This is a genomic window from uncultured Acetobacteroides sp., from assembly GCF_963667355.2.
Taxonomy (GTDB): domain Bacteria; phylum Bacteroidota; class Bacteroidia; order Bacteroidales; family ZOR0009; genus Acetobacteroides.
On record NZ_OY763328.2, the window covers coordinates 1,300,182 to 1,321,736 of the forward strand.

At 46.2% G+C, this 21,555-nt stretch carries 8 protein-coding genes; 2 read left to right on the top strand and 6 right to left on the bottom strand.

Annotated features, from left to right (window positions below; all coding sequences use genetic code 11):
• Positions 1 to 149: 149 nt before the first annotated feature.
• A complete protein-coding gene (locus ACHZA1_RS05555) occupies positions 150 to 8,753 on the bottom strand; it encodes a T9SS type A sorting domain-containing protein (protein ID WP_320054241.1) in 8,604 nt (2,867 codons plus the stop codon).
• A gap of 771 nt (positions 8,754 to 9,524) precedes the next feature.
• Between ACHZA1_RS05555 and ACHZA1_RS05560 the strand changes: the two genes are divergently transcribed.
• On the top strand, positions 9,525 to 10,277 hold the full coding sequence (locus tag ACHZA1_RS05560; protein ID WP_320054242.1) for a DUF6261 family protein: 753 nt from the start codon (positions 9,525 to 9,527) through the stop codon (positions 10,275 to 10,277).
• A gap of 101 nt (positions 10,278 to 10,378) precedes the next feature.
• Here the strand turns inward: ACHZA1_RS05560 and ACHZA1_RS05565 are convergent, their stop codons facing one another.
• From ACHZA1_RS05565 to ACHZA1_RS05580, 4 genes are all read right to left on the bottom strand, one after another.
• Positions 10,379 to 13,033, bottom strand: coding sequence for a DNA gyrase/topoisomerase IV subunit A (locus ACHZA1_RS05565; RefSeq protein WP_320054243.1), 2,655 nt, complete (start codon positions 13,031 to 13,033; stop codon positions 10,379 to 10,381).
• A 36-nt stretch (positions 13,034 to 13,069) separates the two neighbouring features.
• On the bottom strand, positions 13,070 to 15,010 hold the full coding sequence (locus ACHZA1_RS05570) for a DNA topoisomerase IV subunit B (RefSeq protein ID WP_320054244.1): 1,941 nt from the start codon (positions 15,008 to 15,010) through the stop codon (positions 13,070 to 13,072).
• Positions 15,011 to 15,211: 201 nt separating this feature from the next.
• A complete protein-coding gene (locus ACHZA1_RS05575) occupies positions 15,212 to 15,538 on the bottom strand; it encodes a DUF1904 family protein (RefSeq protein ID WP_320054245.1) in 327 nt (108 codons plus the stop codon).
• 28 nt (positions 15,539 to 15,566) lie between these two features.
• Positions 15,567 to 16,121: a lysophospholipid acyltransferase family protein gene (locus ACHZA1_RS05580; RefSeq protein ID WP_320054246.1), complete on the bottom strand. Its 555-nt coding sequence runs from the start codon at positions 16,119 to 16,121 to the stop codon at positions 15,567 to 15,569.
• Between the two features lie 510 nt (positions 16,122 to 16,631).
• On the opposite strand from ACHZA1_RS05580, the gene ACHZA1_RS05585 reads away from it, so the two are divergent.
• On the top strand, positions 16,632 to 17,240 hold the full coding sequence (locus ACHZA1_RS05585; protein WP_320054247.1) for a hypothetical protein: 609 nt from the start codon (positions 16,632 to 16,634) through the stop codon (positions 17,238 to 17,240).
• Between the two features lie 55 nt (positions 17,241 to 17,295).
• On the opposite strand, the gene glgP is transcribed toward ACHZA1_RS05585, so the two are convergent.
• Positions 17,296 to 21,540, bottom strand: a complete 4,245-nt coding sequence (glgP, locus tag ACHZA1_RS05590) for an alpha-glucan family phosphorylase (protein WP_320054248.1) — start codon at positions 21,538 to 21,540, stop codon at positions 17,296 to 17,298.
• Positions 21,541 to 21,555: the final 15 nt, after the last annotated feature.

The window sequence follows — 21,555 nt, forward strand, 5'->3', positions numbered from 1 at the left end:
TATATTCCAACAGCCAGCTTTATTTTTTTAAGTAAAGTAACCATTTATTATTCCCAAATGGTAAGAAGAGGCCGCATGTGAATGCTGCCTCTTTTTTTCACCATTAGAATTCCCCGCCACTTAAACGGAGAGTTTGATATCAACAAAACTTACTGCTTTATAAATTTTGAGCGGTAAACCTTGGCACCATCAGTCAACTCAAGCAAATATGTTCCTGACGTTAGGGTTTGCACGTTAATTTCTGCCTTAAAGTCATTTATAGATCCTGATTTCACCAAGACTCCTCTTACCGAATAAATACGATATTCACGAATTACTTCATCAATTTCGACTTTAAGAATTGAGGTGGTTGGATTTGGGTAAACTGCAATACTCACCTCTTTTCCAAACTTACTTTCAAACTTTGAACTAGGAATGAGAACAAACACAGTTTGAATACTTCCATTCGGAAATATAGAATTTGAGAGTTCGCAGTATATCTTTAGACCAATAAAGTCGTTATTAAAGGCAAACCTTCCATTTTCAGCCTTCGTTGGAATAATTGTCTTTCCTGCTTCATCCTTCCAGATAAAGTTGGTTGCTTGACCTTCAACTGCAACTTCACTACTCAAATCGATATATTCACCTGCCATTAAAGTGTAACTGCCATTATCTGCCTTCTTCCCAATTTCCAGTTTATCTTGAGGAAAGCAGTTATACTCATCAAAAGATGTACTTGTCGGCATAGTAGAAAACTTAAGACTATTGCTACTGAATAAACCCCTTTTAAGGAGTGGCGTATTGTTCGAAATTATCTTAGTCAACTTGTTATCAGAGACATCAACTGAGTTTAGTTTAACAAAATTAGAAACATTAAGAGTATCTGCTATTCCAAGACTAGCCCAATTAATGGACTTCACTCGTCTATCGGAAACCTCACTTGTCCATTCTATACCTCGCCAAGAGTTAGGATTATTCATCTTAGATATACCAATGCTGCTACCGTTAGTTGCTCCATTAATAGATGGACGCCCAAAGAAGCCAAGCAGTTTAGCAACCTCCTCTTCGTTGTATGGTGATAGTACTGTAAACTTTACGGTTTTAAATACTTTATCACCAGCAAAATCAGGAAAGGAAGCATTTGACAGTTCCCCATAAAGAGTTTCGCCAATTAAGTCCGTAGAGAAAGTAAATACCCCATTATTTGAAGTAGTTGGTAAAACAACAGTTCCATCAGCTTTCTTCCAAACAAATGTCGTCACATTTCCACCAACGTTAAGTTCACTACTTAAGTCCAATGGTTCTTCTGCACATATGAAATACTTAACGTCGTTCCCCTCCTGCTTAGCATGACCTACTGCCATTAAAGGTTGAGGTGCATAGGAATAATTTGTATAGGCCGCCTTACTAAGAGGCAATCTGGAAAGCAATAGTTTATTATTCGACAGAGCAAGATCGCTTAGAGAAGTAAGGCTAGAAACATCAACAGATGACAACTGATTATTATCAAGGTTTACCAAAACCAGCTGCTCGTTACCTCCAAACTTTACTCCGGTAATTTTATTACCTTCAACCTTCAACATCTGCAGTTTGGTAAGACCAGATACATCCATTGAAGAAAACTCGTTTCTCATTAACTTGACTCTGGTTAAAGAAGCCATCTTACTTAAATCTATCTGAGATAACTTATTGTCTGCCGCAAAAAGGTAAGAGATCATTGGAGCCTCTGGTATTGCAAGAGAAGTTAACTTATTCAGAGAAATGTCAACCGATTCAAGTAATGGATGCTTATCAAATGAAGCCGAAGCGATTTCGTTAGATTCGGCATAAAGATTTACCAGCGATGAGCATTCCTTAAAGTTAACTGATGGAATCTTATTGTTCGAAATAAACACATCATTCAATAACTCGCAGCCGCTCAGGTCTAAATCGCCCGAAAGTTTCTTATCATACCATTGGAAGTTAATTACTCGCTTATTGACATTATGTCTACTCCAAGCTACCCCGTAGGTTGCAGGATCTTCAGGATTATAGGTTGTATTTAATTGCTGACCGTTGGTTTTCCCCGACTCCTGCGAAGGCTTGTTAAGGAATACCTTTAGTTTATCTACATCATTTTGGTTGTAGGCAGGCACTATTTCAACTGTTACAGTCTTAAGAATGTTATATCCAACAAAATCTGGGAAGCCAGCATTAGCCATCTCACAATACAACTTTTTTCCTACAAACGTGCTGTTAAAGGTAAACTTACCTCCATTTGATGTAGTCGGGGTCACAACCGAACCATAACTATCTTTCCAAGTAAATGTAGTCTGAACACCTTTTACAATATCTTCTTTGCTAAGATCAACAACTTGATCAGCTCCCAGAAAATACTTTTCAGTCGTTCCTGCAATCTGCTTTTCACCAATTTCCACCTTTTTTTGAGGTACACAACTAAACGTAGTTATAGATGCTGCCCTTGTTGGCATGGTAGAATAAGTTAACCTATTATTATCACAACTAAGTTTATACAGGCTATTTTGAGATTTTAAATCCAAAGAATTCAAACTATTAAAACTGACATCAAAGTATGTCAACAAAGGAGTTGTACTTAAATCAACAGTTTCCAACTGGTTATTCTGACAAAATAAAGATTCAAGTTTTCCACAAGCAAAAACATCTAACAACGTAAGTTTATTTTCATAAAGATATAGCAACCTCAAAGAAGAACATCCTCTTACATTCACCCCTGTTAAACTATTCCAGTCCCCACCAATACTCTCTATTGAAGTAAAACCAGATAAATCTAGATTCCCTGCTAACGACTTAGCACTCCAACCTATTGAAGTAACCTTTTTCTCAAAAAAATCTGAAGACCACGTTACTCCATAGGTAGATGGATCTTCAGGATTGTAGGCAGAACTCACCTGTTGCCCGTTAGTTTTACCAGCAACAGCAGATGGTTGATTTAAGAATGTTTTGAGTTTATCAACCTCATATTTATTGTAGGGATTGGGGTTATCGCCCACTACCACATCTATCGTTTTAAGAATGTTATTCCCCGTAAAAGAGGGAAAGGTAGCGTTGCTCATCTCGCAGAAGATGGCCTCATTTGTTAGCGAAGTATTGAAGGTAAACTTACCTCCATTGTTGGTTTCAGGGGTAACCACCGAGCCATCTCGCCGCTTCTTCCACACAAAGGTTGTAGTTTCACCTCCAATAGTGGCCTCTGCGCTTAAATCGATAGCATCGTTTACCCCCACATGCTTAAAGGTATTACCGTATACTGTTATGTCCTTACCAATCTCAATCAATCCTTGAGGGGTATAGGTGTACGTTGTAAGGTTCGACTTAACAGGTAAAGTCGAAAACTTAAGCAGATTATCTCCGCAGTATAGAATACTAAGCAGTGTATTTGAGTTAAGGTCGAGTTCCTTTAGCTTATTATTTTGCGCATTAAGGGAGGTGAGTTTTGTTAGCGAACCAACATTTAACGACGTGAGTTTGTTGCCTTGGCATTCAAAACACGAAAGTTGGCTACAGCCTGAAACGTCAACGCTGGTAAGCTGGTTGTTATCCACCTGAAGGTTGTTAAGGATCGTGCAACCGCTAACATTAGCCGTTTTAAGTTGGTTACCATAAATGTAAAACCAACCTAACCGCGTAAAGTTGGAGAAGTCTAAATTCCCCGACAATCTCTTTGTTGCCCATGATATGCTTGCCACTTGCTTATCAATGGCAGTCTCTGTCCATGATACCCCAAAGGTAGACGGGTCGTTTGGATCATAGGCGGCATTCACCTGCTGCCCGTTGGTTTTACCCGCTACAGATGAAGGTTGATCTAAAAAGGCTTTTAGCTTACCCACTTCGTATTGGTTGTATCCTGACACAACCAACACCTTCACGGTTTCAAATGGGTACAACATCGTAAAGTCAGGGAAAGACTCGTTGCGCATATAGCATATCAGCGTATCGCCTTCAACAGTGTTATCGAAAGAGAACTTACCGTTTGCTGAAGTTCTTGGAGTAATATCCGCCTTCTTGCTAACGTTATACCACGAATAAGTCGTTGTTTTACCGCCAATAGTCAACTCGCTACTTAAATCAATAGTAGTATATGATCCAACCTTATAGATAGTCTTCCCATTCTCTTGCACAGCATCACCAATTACCATTGGATTCTGAGGCTGGTAGAAGTAGCTATAATACTGACTTAATGCAGGGGGTAATGTCGACAACTTAAAGTTGTTTCGTGTCGCACGTACAGAACCTAGTGTCGGTGTATTCGGTAGTTTAACCGTAGTAAGCAGGTTGCTCGCAAACTCGGCTTCCTCTAACTTCGTATTTGCAGAGAGATCGAGTTGAGTAATTTTATTGTAGTTTACATTAAGTTCCTTAAGGCTGGCTAAAGTTGACGTATTAATGGAGGTTACTGTATTCTCATCCAACCAAATCTTTTCGAGTTTTGTACAACCACTAAAGTTTGCCGAAGCTATTTTATTGGTGGTAAGTTCAACCGACTTTAAACTATCCAACCCCGACAAGTCCAAATTACCTGCCAAATCTTTCCGCATCCAGATAATTGATTTCACCCTTTTATTCGTTGAAGAAGCCGTCCACTCTACCAATGGCCACGACGATGGGTCGTTTATATCAACCTCCAACCCTATTCTTTGATAATTCTTTTGTCCGGAAATTGCAGATTCCTGTTGTAGAAAAGCCTTAAGTTTACCAACATCACTCTGGTTATAAGCATCTGTAACCAATACATCTACAGTATGAAGCACATTAGACCCAGCAAAATCAGGAAACGCAGCATTATTCATCTCGCAGTATATGGACTCTCCAATAAGAGATGAACCAAAAGTAAACTTACCTTCATTGTTCGATACTGGTGTTACTTTTGAGTTATCTCTTCTCATCTTCCACTCAAAAACCGACGGTTTACTACCGACAACAATCTCGTTACTTAAATCTACAACCTCCCCTCTTTTGATGTATTTTTTAGCATTGCCATTAATTGTAGTATCTCTACCAATATTTATATATCCTTGTGGGGCATAGGAGTACGTTGTTAGGCTCGATTTAACCGGTAGGGTAGAGAACTTAAACTGGTTACTCTGGCAATACAGGTTTGTTAGCTTTGTTAGTGAACCAACATTTAACGACGTAAGCTTATTATTATAACAGTTAAACGACCAAAGCTGGTTACAGCCCGAAACGTCGATGCTGGTAAGCTGGTTGCTATTCACATGAAGGTCTTTTAGCATCGTACAACCGCTTAAGTTTGCCGTTTTAAGTTGGTTGTTGTAAACTAGAAATAAAGTTAGCTTCGTAAAATCGGGGAAACAGAGATCTCCATACAGGCTTTTATTATACCATACTATTCTTTCAGCTCTCTTTTCAACAGCAGCCTCTGTCCAAGTAACCCCAAAGGTGGAGGGATCGTTGGAATTGTAGCCCGCATTCACCTGCAAACCGTTGGTCTTACCGGCTACCGCCGATGGCTGATCGAGGAAGGCGCGTAGTTTACCCACCTCATAGGCATTGTAGATATCAAAAGAGTTTCCTATAGCAACATCTACCGTTTTAAGATAATTATCTCCAGCAAATTGGGGAAACGCATCATTCCTCATCTCGCAATAGATGGTCTCTTTTGCAAGAGATTCATCGAAGGTAAACTTGGCACCGGAACTGCTTGTTGGTTTTACCTCCGAGCCATCGCTTCGCTTCTTCCATACGAAAGTGGTGTTCTTGCCATCAACGGTAGCCTCGGCGCTTAAATCTATTATTTCACCAACATTCACATTCTTAAATGTGTTTCCGTTTACGGTCATATCCTTACCGATGGTAACCAACGCTTGCGGAATATAGGTGTACGTTTTAAGGCCTGACTTAACCGGCAGGGTGGAGAACATAAGCTGGTTATTCCCGCACTCTAGGCTACTAAGCAGCGTATTTGAGGTAAGGTTGAGTTCTCTTAGCGAATTATTATCCACATTAAGGGTAGTTAACTTTGTTAGCGAACCAACATTTAGCGACGCAAGCTCATTATTTTGGCATTCAAACAACGAAAGCTGGCTACAGCCAGAAACATCAATGCGGGTAAGCTGATTATCTCCACATTTGAGCTCGCTAAGCAGCGTATTTGAACTAAAGTCGAGCTCCTTTAGCGAATTGTTATACGCACGAATGTATTTAAGTTCTGTTAGCGAGCCAACATTTAGCGACGTAAGCTTATTGTACTCGCAAGAAATCTGACATAGTTTGCTACAACCATAAACGTCAATACTGGTTAGCTGATTGCTACTTACCATTAGATCTCTTAACATCGTACAACCACTAACATTAACTGTTTTAAGCAGGTTACTATAAACGTAAAGCCAATTCAGCTGTGTAAAGTTGGAAAAGTTCAAATCTCCTGACAAGTGCTTCAACTCCCATGATATGCCTTCAACTCGCTTTTCATAGACATCCGTTGTCCAGGTAACCCCAAAGGTTGAAGGATCGTTTGGATTGTAGGCGTCATCTACCTGCTGACCGTTGGTTTTACCTACTACCGCCGATGGCTGGTCGAGAAAGGCGCGTAGCTTGCCCACCTCGTCGGCATTGTAGACATCAAAAGAGTTTCCTATAACAACATCTATCGTTCTAAGAGGATACTTCCCTGTAAAGTTGGGGAATACATCATTTCTCATTTCGCAATAGATTGTTTCTTTTTCTAGCGATGCATCGAAAGTAAATTTGGCACCTGTGCTACTTGTTGGTTTTACCTCCGAACCATCGCTGCGCTTCTTCCATACGAAGACGGTATTCTTGCCTTCAACGGTGGCCTCTGCGCTTAAATCGACAGCCTCGTTTACACCCACATGCTTAAAGGTTGATCCGTTTACAGTTATATCCTTGCCAATGGGAACCAATGCTTGTGGAGAATAAGTGTAAGTTGTAAGGCTCGACTTAACCGGCAGGGAGGAAAACTTAAACTGATTATCACTGCAATATAGGCTGCTAAGCAGCGTATTTGTGCTAAGATCGAGTTCCTTTAGCAAATTATTTTGCACATTAAGGCTGGTCAACTTTGTTAGCGAACTGATATTTAACGACGTAAGTTTATTATTACTGCATCCGAACGACAAGAGCTGGCTACAACCAGAAACATCAAGGCTAGTGAGTTGGTTGTTCCCACATTCTAACCTGTTAAGTAGCGTATTTGAACTAAGGTTAAGCTCCACTAGCGAATTGTTGCCCGCCTCAAGATTGGCAAGTTTTGTTAGTGAACTAATATTTAACGACGTAAGTTTATTATATTGGCATCTAAACCAATCGAGCTGGCTACAGCCTGAAACGTCGATACTGGTCAATTGGTTGATATTCAGCTCAAGACTTTGAAGTTTTGCACACCCACTAAAATTAGCCGTTTTAAGTTGGTTATTTGTGATATAAGCCCTTTCTAAATCTATTAAGTTGGAAAAATCCAAATCTCCTGACAGCCCCTTTGCACCCCAATCAATGGATTGAACACGTTTTTCTATGACTCCTACCCAAGTAACCCCATAAGTTGAAGGATCGTTTGGATTGTAAGCCGCGTTTACCTGCTTACCGTTAGTTTGATTATTGAGAAAAGCCTTCAACTTAGCGACTTCATCAGGGTGATACTCCTTAAATGTACTACCAACACATACATCACAAGTACGGTAGGGCAAGTAGATCGACTTCATAAGAGAGGGAAGCTGTGCATTGCTCATCTCGCAGTAAATTACCTGCCCCTCCACTTCTTTACCAAAAGTAAACTTACCTAGATCACTTGTCTTCGGAGTTATAACCGTATTATCTGAAGATCTTTTCCAAACAAAGTTTGTTACGCTAGAACCTAACTTATATTCACTGCTAAGATCTAACACCTCATCAACACCTATGTTTTTAACCCTAGTACTACCCACAACCTTATCGTTACCAATTACCAGTGGTCTTTGAGGGGCATAATCGAAACTAGAAACAGAACCATTAATGGCATAAAGAGCTGATAGGCTAAAATAGTTGCCTCTCAAACTGAGACTATTAAGAGAATTTGATAGTTTTGCGGGATCAAAACTAGTTAAAGAGTTATATCCTAATGTTAAATCCTTAACATTAGGATAGTCGCTATACGGAAATTGGGTAAGATCAAGTCCACTAAGAGATAAACAAGTAACTTTAGTTTTATCGAGTATAGCATTCCCCACGTCGATTTTGCCAACTTCAAACGTCTTTAAACCTGAACTTTTACTAAAATCCAGAGCTGCTCGTTTGGAGATTGCTAATCCATTAGAGGATAAAAGTACAGAAGTCAAAGCGGGCAAGTTGCTACAGGAAACAGTCCCGATCTCTCCAGCCCAACTCGAAATCGTTAAAGATTCCAGCAACGGACAATCTTTAACCACTGCACTTTGCTCTGGTATATTCAGGCTAAACGACTTGAGCAATGCAAAAGATGAAACATCAAGCACAATACCAATATCTTTAAAATGCGAAGAACTCCAATTATTATAACTGAGTTTAATGGCAGTGACCCGTTTATTATATGCATTTTCGCCCCACGTCACCCCTGGATAGGTTGAAGGATCATCTTGATCATAGTTTTTATTGAGCATTAACCCATTACATGTATACTCATTAATGGATTTAGCATCAAAGTACGCCCTCAATTTCCCAACCTCATACGCGTTGTAAACAGGAGTTTGCCCCATCGAAGGGGTCGTCAGAGTCAGCCCAAAGAGGCACGCCAGCAGGGCACGCCAAAAGAATGCTTTCATATAGTATTTTTAATAATTTTTCGTCATTACGAGTCCGCAAATGTAGCTTTTATTTAGCAAAGCACCAGCCAGGCCCCTGTTTTCGGGCATCTCGGCGATTAGCGACGAGCAGAGCAGCCGCACATGCGGGCTTACAACTTCCGTCGAACTTCAACAGATAGACCAACCTGCCTTACTTGCAGCTTTTTCCATCTGCTGTAATCGAGCCCTTCCATCCACCATTGCGGCTCCGCTCCATCGCCGAATGGAAGAATCTCCGTCTCCCACAACAGCCCACTACCCATGCACCACCCTACCTCTCGGCATGGAGACATTCTTATATGCATACATATAAATACAACCCTGCTCGGAATCGGCATTATATGTATACATACAAAGGTGACTTCGTGCCGAAATAGAATTTTATGCATACATATAAGCATTGCCCGAGGTCAAATCTTTCTTATATGTATACATACAAGAAAGAATCGGGATCAAAATTTATTTATATGTATACATACAAATAGATATTCGGACAGTGGCGGCCTTTTATGTATACATACAAAACCTTCATCGAACGCTGGCAACTTTGTATGTATACATACAAGTCATCGGCAGCGGCAGCGCCACCTTGTATGTACGCATAGAGGCGGCCTTCGAGCAAAAATGCAGCCGTAGCCACCGTCCATCAGAAAAAAAAAGCGGCGGAAGTTAATATTATTAACAGATAGGTGTTCAACCTTGGACAGAAACGGCTACATTTAGGTTCGTAACCGCCTCATTTTTTTCGGTATGATAAAAGGATGCTACTACCAAAAGATGCACATCAACGAGAAGGGGTGCTTTGCCGCCGAGGTGACTACGGCGGTGGCGCCGTTTGCGGAGTGCTCGCTGGCGCTACAGGCCCACCTGAAGGCCGTTGAGGAGCAGCTGGCGAGGTTCCAGAGGTCGCTCGAGAAGCTCAGCCTAGCCGACATCAGCAGCCAGGTAAAGGCGGACGACGGCGAGCGCGACCATGGGCTGGCCAACCTCCGCGACTACGCGCTGCTCTGCGCCAAGCGCAAAGATCCCAGCTGGGCGCAGGGCGGCCAGCTAATCGTGAACACCTTCCGCAAGGTGGGCTGGGACATGGGCAAGGCCGCCTACGCCGACGAAACCAACCAAGTAGATACGCTGCTGGCGCTGCTGAGCACCGAACCAGAGCTGGTGCAGGCGGTGGCCGCCATCCAGGCGCACGACTGGGTGGAGCAGATCGAGGAGGCGCAGCGGCGGTTCCGGCAGCACTCGGCCATGCGCATCGACAAGGTGGCCGCAGAGGAAGCCAAGAGCTGCACCACCACCGAGGCGCGCCGCCTAGGAAGCGCCATCAGCAAGCTCTTCCGCCTCATCGAAAGCGAGGTGGAGTTCTACAACCGGGCGGAGCTGGCCGAGCTGGTGACTCGGCTCAACAAGATCATCGAGGGGTACACCACCCTCCAGAAGCAGCGCGCCGCCCGCACCAACCACCCCAAGCCCGACGATAGCAACTTGCCGCCAGCACCCTAGCGGATCGAGGATTCGCCCGTAGGCAGCCCATCGCACAAGAAAAAGGAAAGGCGGCGCACCACCGGTACACCGCCTTTTTACTATTGTTGCTGCCGAGCCCTTTACAGTCCTAAGTTCATCTGCTGGGCGTTGCTGTAGTCTTCGGGATCGAGCGATAGGTCGATTGGCCCATCCTCGCCATCCTCCAACTCCTCCTCCTCGGGTTCGGGCGCCTTATCCAGCGGCTCGATGAACTCGAGCTTGCCTACCTCGTAGGTGGTAACGCGCTTGCCCTTGGCCTTGGCGCTCTTTACGCCGATGAACTCGTCCACGTCGATGAGCTCGGCCGGACGGCTGGCGTTGGCGCCGCCGAAGGTAACCTCCAGCTGGGGGTAGTCGTCGTCGTTCACCTCCACGATGTACGACGCCCGGTGCTCGCCTACCAGCTCCGACGACCGATCGCTGGCCTCCAAGGTGCAGCGCTTCACGTAGAAGAACTTCTGCTCGCCGTCGTAGTAGGTGATGGAGAACACCTTTTCGGGGTCGAACTTCTCGATTCGGATGATCTCGTCCTCGTAGCGGTTGGTGAGTTCGTAGGAGGTGGTGGTGTAGCTGCCGTTCTTGGCAATCACCAAAATCTTATCGTCGGATAGGAACTCGCCCAGGTGCATTCCTCGCCCCTCGGCGTTCAGGCGGCGGATGGTGTCGTCGAACCAGATGTTCTGGCCGCCGAGCGTCGACACGCCCTTCTCCTTGAGCACCACCTTGTGGATGGCGTAGCGGGTAAAGATGTTCCCCATCGACGAGCGCCCCTTGATGGCCAGCTCCGAGAAGTTGAGGTCCACAATGAGCTTCTTGAGCCTGGGGCGCGGCTTGAAGTACACCTTCAGCACCTCGGCCTCGCCGTTGGGGTTGGCGCTCATGTAGAGGATGCTGGAGCCGGCCGTTCCCTTGGTCATATCGTACTCCTTGTCGCGCGTGATGCCCGTAATGGCGCAGCGCTTCATGTATATCGGGCCGTTCTTCCCATCCCGGTAAACAATATTGTAGATGGTACGGCTGTCGTTTTTCTTGAATATGGCGATGTGGATGATGTCCTTGCCCACAAAACCCTTGTCGGTAACCTTGGTGATGACGTACTTGCCGTCGCGCAGGAAGACGATAACGTCGTCGATGTCCGAGCACTCGCACACGAACTCCTCCTTCTTGAGGTTGGTGCCGAAGAAGCCCTCCTTACGGTCGACGTACAGCTTCTCGTTGGCCACCACCACCTGGGCCGCCTGTATCACGTCGAAGCTGCGGATCTCGGTCTTGCGCTCGCGTCCCTTGCCGTACTTCTTGCGGATGTTCTCGAAGTAGGCAATGGTGTAGTCCACCAGGTGATCGAGGTGGTTCTTCACCTCGTCCATCTCGGTTTCCATGCCGCGAATGTACTCGTCGGCCTTCTTGGTGTCGAACTTCGAGATGCGCTTGATCTTGATTTCGGTAAGCTTAACGATATCGTCGGTGGTCACCTCGCGACGCAACATCGGCTTAAACGGATCGAGCCCCCGGTCGATAGTTTCGATGACCGCCTCCCACGTTTCGCACTCCTCGATGGAGTTGTAGATGCGGTTTTCGATGAATATCTTTTCGAGCGATGACATGTGCCACCCCTCCTCCAGCTCGCGCAAACGGATGTCGAGCTCCATGCGCAGCAGCTCCTTGGTACGCTCCGTCGATCGGCGTAGCATCTCCTTTACCCCTACAAAGTAGGGGCGCTTGCCCATGATGGTGCAAGCATTGGGCGATATGGACACCTCGCAGTCGGTAAACGCGTACAGCGCATCGATGGTGATGTCGGGGCTAACGTCGTTGGCTAGGTGGATGACAATCTCCACATCGCGGGCGGTGTTATCGTCAACCTTCTTTATCTTGATTTTACCCTTATCGTTGGCCTTAATGATGGACTCGATGAGCGATGAGGTGGTCTTGCCGAATGGCACTTCGGTAATCACCAGCGTCTTCTTGTCGAACTTGGTTATCTTGGAGCGAACCTTAACGGCACCGCCACGTAGCCCATCGTTGTATCGCGACACGTCAATCATCCCTGCCGTTGGGAAGTCGGGGTAGAGCTCAAAGTCCTCGCCGCGGAGATGGGCGATGGAGGCATCGATAAGCTCAATAAAGTTGTGGGGAAGTATTTTGGAGGCCAAGCCTACGGCAATACCCTCAACGCCCTGTGCAAGCAGCAACGGGAACTTAACGGGAAGCGTTACCGGCTCTTGGTTACGGCCGTCGTACGAGGCCATCCACTCGGTAGTCTTGGCATTGAACACCACATCGCCGGCAAACTTGGTAAGGCGCGCCTCAATATAACGGGGTGCAGCCGAGCTGTCGCCAGTTAAAATGTTACCCCAGTTACCCTGACAGTCAATCAGCAGATCCTTCTGCCCAAGCTGCACCAGCGCATCGCCAATAGAGGCATCGCCATGAGGGTGAAACTGCATGGTAAAGCCAATGATGTTCGCCACCTTGTTGTAGCGGCCATCATCCATCTTCTTCATGGCATGCAGGATACGGCGCTGTACGGGTTTAAAACCATCTTCGATGTGCGGCACGGCACGCTCTAGGATAACGTACGAGGCGTAGTCGAGAAACCAGTCCTTGTACATCCCCGACAGCCGATACTTCTTTGTCTCGCCCATCAGCTTTTGGTAGTGGGCCTTCTCCTCGGCACTAGAGGATTGTACAGAGTCGCCCTCTAGCTCTATGCGGTCGTCAAGCTCTTCGCTCATTTGTTCAGCTAATCTTTGATAGTTTCTACCTATTTGCTATTCGAGCACGCCCTCGCGCGCCTTAATCTCGTCAATGCTGTCGGCAAGCAGCTCGATTTCCTCAAGCACCTCACCCAAGTGCTCCATCTTCTCGATATCCTCAACAACATCCTCTTCAAATCGGAGGTTTCCGATGATGAACTCCTGACGCTCGGGGGTATTCTTGCCCATGTAGAACTGCAGTAGGTCGTGCACGGAGTCTTCCTTGGTAAGGCGAACAGGGTCGAGACGGATATCCTCGCCGATGAAGTTGCGGAACTCGTCGGGCGAAATCTCACCAAGACCTTTAAATCGGGTGATCTCGGGATTAGCCCCAACCTTTTCTATTGCAGAAAGGCGCTCCTCCTCGCTGTAGCAGTAGAAGGTTTGCTTCTTGTTGCGCACGCGGAAGAGTGGCGTTTGAAGGATAAAGAGATGCCCGCGGCGGATTAGGTCGGGGAAAAACTGCAGAAAGAAGGTAATAAGCAGCAGGCGGATGTGCATACCATCGACATCGGCATCGGTTGCCACCACCACCCTATTGTAGCGAACGTTATCAACATCCTCCTCTATATTCAGCGCCGCCTGAAGCAGGTTAAACTCTTCGTTCTCGTACACAATCTTTTTGGTAAGCCCATACGAGTTGAGCGGTTTACCCCTAAGGCTGAACACCGCTTGGGTATTAACATCACGACTTTTGGTGATGGAACCGCTCGCCGAATCACCCTCGGTAATAAATAGGGTGCTGTTCTCCGAGCGTGGATCCTTATCGCCATTATGAAGGCGGCAGTCGCGCAACTTGCGGTTGTGAAGGTTGGCCTTTTTGGCGCGCTCCTTAGCCAGCTTCTGAATACCCGAAATAGCCTTACGGTCCTTTTCCGATTCAAGAATCTTCTTTTGCAGCGCATCGGCAGCTTCGGGATTCTTATGAAGGTAGTTATCCAACCTCTCCTTAACAAAGTCAACAATAAAGTTGCGCACCGATGGTCCATTAGGTCCAATATCCTTAGAGCCCAACTTCGTCTTAGTTTGCGACTCGAACACGGGCTCAATTACCCTAATGCTGATGGCCGCTACAAGCGAGTTACGAATATCGGCCGCATCAAAATCCTTTTTGTAGAACTCGCGGATGGTTTTAACGTACGCCTCCTTAAAGGCAATCAGGTGCGTTCCACCTTGCGTAGTATTCTGACCGTTTACGAAGGTGTAGTAATCCTCGCCATACGATGTACCGTGGGTAATCGCCAACTCAAGGTCTTCGCCCTTTAGGTGAATTGGTGCATACAAAGGCTCATCCGAAATGTTATCGTTGAGCAAATCGAGCAATCCGTTCTTAGAAACGTAAGGTGTCCCATTCAACTCTAATGTAAGTCCGGTATTCAGGTAGATGTAGTTCTTTATCATAGACTCAACAAAGTCGAGATTAAAGGAGTACTTCCCAAATACCGATTCATCGGCTAGGTAGCTCACCTGCGTACCGTTCGATCGACCCTGTTCATCGGCAACCACGCCGCTGTCGCTTACTATTTCTCCTTTCGAAAAGAGAATTTCGCGACACTGCCCCTCTCGGAAAGCCTGAATCCTAAAGTCGATAGAGAGCGCATTAACCGCCTTAATACCGACACCGTTTAGACCTACCGACTTAACGAAAGCCTTCGAGTCGTACTTCGCACCGGTATTCATCTTCGAAGCCACATCGGCCAACTTCCCGAGCGGAATACCACGACCGTAGTCGCGAACGGTAACCGTCTTATCCTCTATTTTAATGGAAATTCGTTTACCAAAGCCCATGGCAAACTCGTCAATCGAGTTGTCAAGAACCTCCTTTAGCAGGATGTATATGCCATCATCGGGCGATGAACCATCACCCAGCTTACCGATGTACATACCTGGACGTCGACGAATGTGCTCTTTCCAGTCGAGTGTTTGAATACTATCTTCAGAATAGATTGCAGTCATATTGGCTATATAGGTTGCTTAATGCAAAGATATAAGAAAATCGAAATGCTCGTTTCTACAAATTATCAACAAATTATTAACCATCCGCCTTAATCACAACAGCCATAACCGTTTGGTTATGCTAAGTAGCAAAGGCGCAAAAGGCCTGCCTCATCACCGCTAGCGATAATATGGCAAGCCCTTAATGAGTTGTCGCAACAGTTAAAAATGTTCTCCGTTCTCGTAGTAGCGTTCACGCTTTAGCTTCACGAAATAAACATCTACCGATAGGTATCCGACCTTTATCAGGTGCTTGGTAATACACTGAGCCACCTTATCCTGCACCTCTTGGGTGCGGGCAAACCAGGCCACCTCAACAAGTGGATTTGTCTTTACAACGACACCATCCACAATAAAGGCAGCATCGATGTGCTCAAGGCTGAAGTAGTCGCGGGGCGAACCAACAATTTCTACAAGATCATCAATTAACTCGGTACTGATCTTGATTAGCTTCTGCTGGTCTACCGATTTAAATCTGAGCAAAGGCATAGAAAGGATTTATTTAGCGATAAAAGTGTTACGACTTGCTATACTTATCTGGAGCAAGGAGCATATGCTCCTTACGAATAATATCTTCGAGCTGCTGGGCAACCTGACGGGGTGACAAGTTCTCCATTTGCTGGTAGGTAAACTCTGGCAAAACCTTCATCTTAAAATTCTGCCTTAGCCTAAACCCAAACTGACCACGAGGCATAGCATCAAAGGTTCCCTCTATTACAACAGGAAGAATACCTATCTTATTTGCCTTAGCCACTACAAAGGCTCCTTCCTTAAAGTGCTTCACCTGCCCATCACGCGAGCGAGTGCCTTCGGGATAGAGGAGCACCGACCTGCGATGCGCCACCTTACTGGCAACCTGATGAATCATCATACGCGCACTTCTCGACTGGCCTCGCTTAATTGGAATATCGCGGCATAACCACATCAGCCATCCAATAATGGGAACGTAAAGCACCTCGAACTTCGACACCCAATTAAACTGCGTACGAATGAAGGCAGAAAAGGGAATGTCAAGAGCAGACTGGTGGTTAGAGATAATGATGTAGGGCTTACTTGTATCGATGTTTTCCATTCCTTCAGACTTTACTGTCCACCCTGGGTTAACGTAAAAGTACATCCGCCCCCACCAAAAACGGTAGAAATTTAACCAGCGGATCTCCTTATCAAGGAGCAAACAAATAAGCCACAATGGAATTACAGGTACAAAAAACGCGCAGGATAACGCTACATATAATACTAAGTAAACCGAAACCAGAACCTTCTTCATTTTAAATGCTTAAATGAATAGCCATTTCCCGCTGCAATTTTACATCATTTTTCGGAATAACTAAGGTGGCAAAAACCTTTTTGCTAAATATCGCAAAAGTAACCAACCTAGAAAACAACAGGAAGTGCATTATAACAAGAAAAGACAACGAGTTTACAACGCGTCAGCCCCATCCATTAACACAGCTGCAACCAGCGAATATGTATGTTGCCAAATATTATTACTTTTGGAACGACAAAAACCAACTTATTTTATAGAAGTATAACCCTTTACGATGGCCTACAGTCCTCGTAAGCTGCGAGTAAAATGTTAAGTATGACAAGAAACTTGGGATATCTTATTTGCTTCTTAGCAAGCATGTACGCCAGTAACGGACTAGCACAAGGAACAACGCTCCAAACAAAAGTGGCTAAAGACACCATTTTCACGCTTACCCGCGACACACTAACGGCAAGCGTTACAAGCGTCTCGTCTACCAAAATTTTTTACACCCATCCTGATTCTTCAAACAAGGAAAAGACGATAGAAAGGAAAGTTGTACAACGAATCGTTTACGCTTCGGGGAAAGTAGAGCAGTACAACAAGCCTGTATTCATCAATATTGCCGCTACCGACTGGCGCTCCATTATCATCACCGACAACCCTACTGATGTTGACGGTATGCATCTTCGAGCTGTAATTATTGGAAAATCGGCATCAAGCGTAACCTCAGCAACCAGCGCAAAAAATAGCGCAGAGGTTATGGCCAAAAAGAAAGCTGCCAACAATGGTGGCATGTACCTCCTGGTAAAAAACAGGAAAGAACTAGGTGGATATGGTGAAATACCCAAGTACTACCTAGAAGCTGAAGTGTATGGCACTTCGCCCCTACCTAACGGTCAGGATATGAAAGACGAAGTTGAAAAGATGAAGAAGAAAAAATAATTCTTTCATAACGATTATACAGTAAGAAAGGAGGCCGCAGCCTCCTTTCTTACGTTTACAACCATCTCACCAAACAAAAATCCTGCCTATTGGGCATATACTTACATTTTGCAAATACCCGAATACCGACCTCGTACATGCCAGGATTAATAGGAATTAGATCTGCCTTATAGGTGGCAACCGTTCCATCTGTTTCAACAAGATCGTACTCTTTTTTAAGGATCACCTCCACCTCGTCTCCGGCAAGAGGTTTGGCAACGACCATCTCAACCCCCACATCGTCGGTAGATAGCTCCTTTAAGTCGAGTTTTACAAAACCATTATACTTCTTACCAAGGACAATCTCCTCGTTGTCTTTTTGGAACTGCGACACGTAAACAAGCCCAATATTCGACCAGTTCCGAAGCACCTTCCGCTTCCACTCGGCATATTCTCGAGCCAAATCGTAATCGTTTAAGGCAACTTCTTTCGAGCGCTTTGTAAGCTGCTTGTAGTACTTCTTCTGGTAGTCGAAGAGCATACGCTTGGTGGTAAACTGAGGGGCAACATACTTTAGCGAGTTCTTTACATACCCCACCCAGGTATGAGGAACGTCATCCTTGCTCATTTCGTAGTATGCAGGCACAATCTCATCCTCAATAATCGAATAAATGGTTTCGGCATCAAACTGATCTTGATACTCATCACTCATGTAGTACTGCTTCTGGGGCAAAGCCCATCCGGCATCTTTCTCGTACCCTTCGACCCACCAGCCATCGAGCACGCTAAAATGAAGTGTTCCGTTCATTACGGCCTTTTGCCCGCTGGTTCCTGATGCCTCCATCGGGCGCGCGGGGTTGTTCAGCCAAACGTCTACGCCTTGAACCATGCTACGGGCAAGCTCCATGTCGTAATTCTGAAGGAAGATTACCTTACCCTCAAATTCGTGACGCTTGGATAGTTCAACGATATACTTAATTAAATCCTGTCCTGGGCCATCGTTTGGATGCGCCTTACCGGCAAACAGCAGCTGTACCGGATGCTTTGGATTATTCAGGATCTTACTGATACGGTTCAAATCCCTAAACAGCAACGCAGCCCGCTTGTAGGTGGCAAAACGGCGGGCAAAGCCGATGGTTAGTACATCATCGCGCAGCATTTCCTGTATGCGAAGCGTTTGCTTGGGGTTTTCGTACGACGAATACGTTGGATTTAAGAGACGTTCCCGAACGACATTGATAAGTTTAGCGCGCAAGACATTCTTCGTTTCCCAAAGCATCTTATCGTCGATGCTATCTATCCTGTCCTTCCACTCTGGTCGTCCTATTGCCACAGCGGCATTGGGCACCTCCTCATTTTCGATGAGTTGAACGATTTCTTTCGACGCCCAAGTTGGATAGTGAACCCCATTGGTAACGTAGCCTATGTTCAGTTCCGAAGACATATAGCCGTTGTAGAGTTTCTTAAAGATATGCCGGCTAACATCGCCGTGCAGCATGCTTACGCCGTTAATTTCCTGCGACAGGTTAGCCGCAAGCATGCTCATTGAGAACTTGTCCATTGGGCTATTCGGCTTCAGATCGCCAAGACGAAGCAGCTGTTCCCACGAAATCTTCAGCCTCGCAGGTAAAAAGCCTAGGTATGGAGCCAGCATCTCTTCGGGGAAAGCATCGTGGCCAGCAGGAACTGGCGTGTGCGTGGTAAATAACGACGATGAACGAACCACTTCTATTGCCTCCGCATAAGACAGTTCCTCGTCTTCAATCAGCGTTACCATACGCTCTAACCCGATAAATGCGGCATGCCCTTCGTTGCAGTGGTAGATATCCGGCTTTATGCCCATCCGCTTAAGCGCTCTAATGCCTCCAACGCCAAGCAGGATTTCTTGCTTCAGCCGATTCTCCCAATCGCCACCGTAAAGCTGGTAGGTAATTGTTCTGTCTTCTGGCAGGTTTGCCTCGTAGTCGGCATCGAGCAGGTAGAGCTCCGTACGGCCAACATCGACCCTCCAAACCCGAGCAAAAAGCCGACGACCAGGCAGCGGCAGCGAAATGGTGAGCGGATCGCCCTCGCTATCCTTTACCTGCGCTATGGCAAGCTTGGAGTAATCCTGAAAATCGATCAACGATATCTGCTGACCAGATGACGATAGCTGCTGAGAGAAGTAACCGTTGCGGTAGAGCAAGCCTACGGCAACAATGCCCGCATTTTGATCGCTAGCCTCCTTGAGGTAGTCGCCGGCCAGTACGCCCAAACCTCCGGAGTAGATCTTAAGCGAACGATCGATGCCATACTCCATACTAAAGTAGCCAACCTTGTAGTTCCCCTCAACCTTCTTATCCATATAGGCTCTGAAATGTGCGTACACCTCACCGAGCCGCTTTAGGAAGCCACTGTCTGTCTCGAGCGAGCGATACCGAAGGAAGCTGAGCTGGTTAAGAAAGTCGACAGGATTTTTGCTGCACGCCAGCCAAAGCTCGGGATCGATCATCTCGAATAGCTCCAGCGCTTCGGAATTCCACGACCACCAGTAGTTCCGCGATATCTCCTCGAGCGGCTTGATCTTTTCTGGAATATTCTTCTGTACGTATACTTTATTCCAGCGAGGCTTGCTCAGCTCTTGAGCCTTATCTATAAATGATAGCAGATCACTTTTATCCATGCTAATAAGACGGTTGGTTCTTCCGAACGATTTATTGATGGCCTGAGTGTAAGCCTTCATGTAGTACTTCACAAATGAGTGCCACTGGGTTTGGGTAGCTAGTGCATTGGCATCCTGACGGAGTTTCTCGTACCCGTGAGCATCAACCTCGGATAGGTTGAGGATGGTCGACTTAATGCTTTCGACAACCTCTGCGGTATTGCCGTCTGTTCGAGGGATAACTTCGAGCGAGCTATTCGTAAAGCCATGAACCTCCATCCAATTTCCAAAACCGGCAAGGGTGGTGGTTACGGTTGGTACGTAGAAGGCCAAGCTTTCCTGAGGAGTATAGCCCCACGGCTCGTAGTACGAGGCAAAGATGCTAACATCAAGCCCAACCAGCAGGTCGTAGTAGCTTCGGTTGAAGATGCCATCGTTCCCATTCAGGTAGCTGGGGACAAAGAACACCTTTACCTTGTCGGTCGTCCTATTCGTTAAGCCTGCCTGCTTAATCTTCTTCATTATTGGGTCGACATCGGCATCAACCAGGTAGTGCGTAAGGTAGGAATCGTGAAGGGCGGCAGCATCAGCAAGATCCCGATCATGGAGATTCCGAACCAGATCTCTACGGGGGCCATGCTGGTTGGCAGGAATAAACAGGAATGCCAAAACCTCGCGCTTCAGATTTTCATTCTTATTTAGATGGCCAAGCGATTCGATGAGCACGTCGAGCCCCTTGTTCTTAAACTCGTACCGCCCAGATGTGCCCACGAGCATGCTGTTGGGGGATACCGGACGCGCCAGGAGCGCTTCGGCCACTTCGAGCATGGCAACGCGAGCCTCGATCCGCATCAGCTTTAGCTCCTCGCGAGCGGGAACAATTGCGAGGTCGAACCCGTTAGGAGTGATGATATCCACCCCCTTGTTGAGGAAGTGCGAGCATTCCTTGGCGGTTATGCTGCTCACGGTTGTAAAGATCTCGGCCTCGTTTGCGGCAGTTTTTTCGAGCGAGTGCTTTGCCTGCACGTTATGATCCTTTGCGGCCAGATCGGGATTTACGCTAAGCATGTTCTCGTACAGGGCCATGCTGGTGCCCGCCAGGCAACGCCCCAGAACCGTTGCATGGGTGGTAAAGACGGTTGACACCTGAGGCAGCTGTGCCTTTAGGTATAGGAGCCCGGTGCCGGTCATCCACTCGTGGAAATGCGCCACCACCTTGTTATCGCCGGTGAGCATGTAGTGGTAGAAGCTCTCGATGACGCGCCCAACGGTAAATCCGAATATGGCGGGCTCGATATAGTCCCACTGCCCGGTTAGCGAGTCGAGGTTATACTGCTCCCAGTACCACGTAAAGAGCTCGTCCTTCTTTTCGATGTAGGAAGACATATCGACCAGAAATACGATTGGGTTGCCGGGGATGTTCCACCGCCCCACCCGAAGGCGTAGTCCCTCGTGGTAGAGTCTTTCTCGCCAATCCTTATGCAGTTCCCTATCCTCTGTAAACTCGGAGGTTCCCCCAATATCCTTAAAAATATCGGGTCCAATACAGATATGCCGATCGGGTAAGATTTCGGAAAGCTGAAGGGCCTTGGTTGCTACAACCGTATGAATTCCTCCTATTTTGTTGCATACCTCCCACGTTACTTCAAACAGGTAGGAAGGTACAATTTCGTTAGCCATGCTCATATCGAATTG

Bases quoted from the DNA above. Each gene is read 5' to 3' on its own strand.
- ACHZA1_RS05555 (WP_320054241.1), bottom strand. From the start codon at position 8,753: ATGAAAGCATTCTTTTGGCGTGCCCTGCTGGCGTGCCTCTTTGGGCTG.
- ACHZA1_RS05560 (WP_320054242.1), top strand. From the start codon at position 9,525: ATGATAAAAGGATGCTACTACCAAAAGATGCACATCAACGAGAAGGGG.
- ACHZA1_RS05565 (WP_320054243.1), bottom strand. From the start codon at position 13,033: ATGAGCGAAGAGCTTGACGACCGCATAGAGCTAGAGGGCGACTCTGTA.
- ACHZA1_RS05570 (WP_320054244.1), bottom strand. From the start codon at position 15,010: ATGACTGCAATCTATTCTGAAGATAGTATTCAAACACTCGACTGGAAA.
- ACHZA1_RS05575 (WP_320054245.1), bottom strand. From the start codon at position 15,538: ATGCCTTTGCTCAGATTTAAATCGGTAGACCAGCAGAAGCTAATCAAG.
- ACHZA1_RS05580 (WP_320054246.1), bottom strand. From the start codon at position 16,121: ATGGAAAACATCGATACAAGTAAGCCCTACATCATTATCTCTAACCAC.
- ACHZA1_RS05585 (WP_320054247.1), top strand. From the start codon at position 16,632: ATGACAAGAAACTTGGGATATCTTATTTGCTTCTTAGCAAGCATGTAC.
- glgP (WP_320054248.1), bottom strand. From the start codon at position 21,540: ATGGCTAACGAAATTGTACCTTCCTACCTGTTTGAAGTAACGTGGGAG.